At 55.7% G+C, this 1,419-nt stretch carries 2 rRNA genes (1 of these 2 only partly in view); both read left to right on the top strand.

Going from position 1 to position 1,419, the window contains the following annotated elements:
* Positions 1 to 1,193 (top strand): 23S ribosomal RNA (locus ACLQ24_RS28285); it begins 2,018 nt to the left of the window's first position.
* Positions 1,194 to 1,296: 103 nt separating this feature from the next.
* Positions 1,297 to 1,413, top strand: a 5S ribosomal RNA gene (rrf, locus tag ACLQ24_RS28280).
* Positions 1,414 to 1,419 lie beyond the last annotated feature (6 nt).

The raw sequence follows: 1,419 nt of genomic DNA, 5'->3' as shown, positions 1-1,419 counted from the left end.
GAGACGTGAAGCCCCGCGCGGGTGGAGCGTTGTATGGCCGCAGAGAGCAGGGGGAAGCGACTGTTTACTAAAAACACAGGTCCATGCGAAGAAGTAATTCGATGTATATGGACTGACGCCTGCCCGGTGCTGGAACGTTAAGGGGACCTGTTAGCTCTTCGGGGCGAAGCGGAGAACTTAAGCGCCAGTAAACGGCGGTGGTAACTATAACCATCCTAAGGTAGCGAAATTCCTTGTCGGGTAAGTTCCGACCTGCACGAATGGCGTAACGACTTCCCCACTGTCTCAACCACAGGCCCGGCGAAATTGCAGTACGAGTAAAGATGCTCGTTACGCGCGGCAGGACGGAAAGACCCCGGGACCTTTACTATAGCTTGACATTGGTACTTGAGTTAGCTTGTGTAGGATAGGTGGGAGCCGGTGAAGCTCATACGCCAGTATGGGTGGAGGCAATCTTGAAATACCACTCTGGTTGATTTGGGTATCTAACTTCGGACCGTTATCCGGTTCAGGGACAGTGTCTGGTGGGTAGTTTAACTGGGGCGGTTGCCTCCTAAAGGGTAACGGAGGCGCCCAAAGGTTCCCTCAGCCTGGTTGGCAATCAGGTGTTGAGTGCAAGTACACAAGGGAGCTTGACTGTGAGACTGACAGGTCGAGCAGGGACGAAAGTCGGGACTAGTGATCCGGCACTTGCGAGTGGAAGCGGTGTCGCTCAACGGATAAAAGGTACCCCGGGGATAACAGGCTGATCTTCCCCAAGAGTCCATATCGACGGGATGGTTTGGCACCTCGATGTCGGCTCGTCGCATCCTGGGGCTGTAGCAGGTCCCAAGGGTTGGGCTGTTCGCCCATTAAAGCGGTACGCGAGCTGGGTTTAGAACGTCGTGAGACAGTTCGGTCCCTATCCGCCGTGCGCGTAGGATACTTGAGAAGGGCTGTCCCTAGTACGAGAGGACCGGGACGGACGAACCTCTGGTGTGCCAGTTGTCCCGCCAGGGGCACGGCTGGTTAGCTACGTTCGGAAGGGATAACCGCTGAAAGCATCTAAGCGGGAAGCCTGCTTCAAGATGAGGTATCCCACCACTCTTTGAGTGGGTAAGGCCCCCAGCTAGACGACTGGGTTGATAGGCCGGAAATGTAAGCCCGGTAACGGGTTCAGTTGACCGGTACTAATAGGCCGAGGACTTGACTACTAAGCTGCTACGCGTCCACTGTGCAACTCTGAACAAGCGAACACCCAATTGTGACCCCCTGTAAGGGGTTCGGGTCTGGGGTTGTTTGATATGTTCATAGAGTTACGGCGGTCATGGCGGAGGGGAAACGCCCGGTCACATTCCGAACCCGGAAGCTAAGCCCTCCAGCGCCGATGGTACTGCACTCGTGAGGGTGTGGGAGAGTAGGACACCGCCGGACAATCTT

The organism is Micromonospora sp. DT4 (assembly GCF_049841675.1).
GTDB lineage: Bacteria > Actinomycetota > Actinomycetes > Mycobacteriales > Micromonosporaceae > Micromonospora.
The sequence above is the reverse complement of the archived record's forward strand: the minus strand, read 5'-3'. Positions and strand labels throughout refer to the sequence as shown.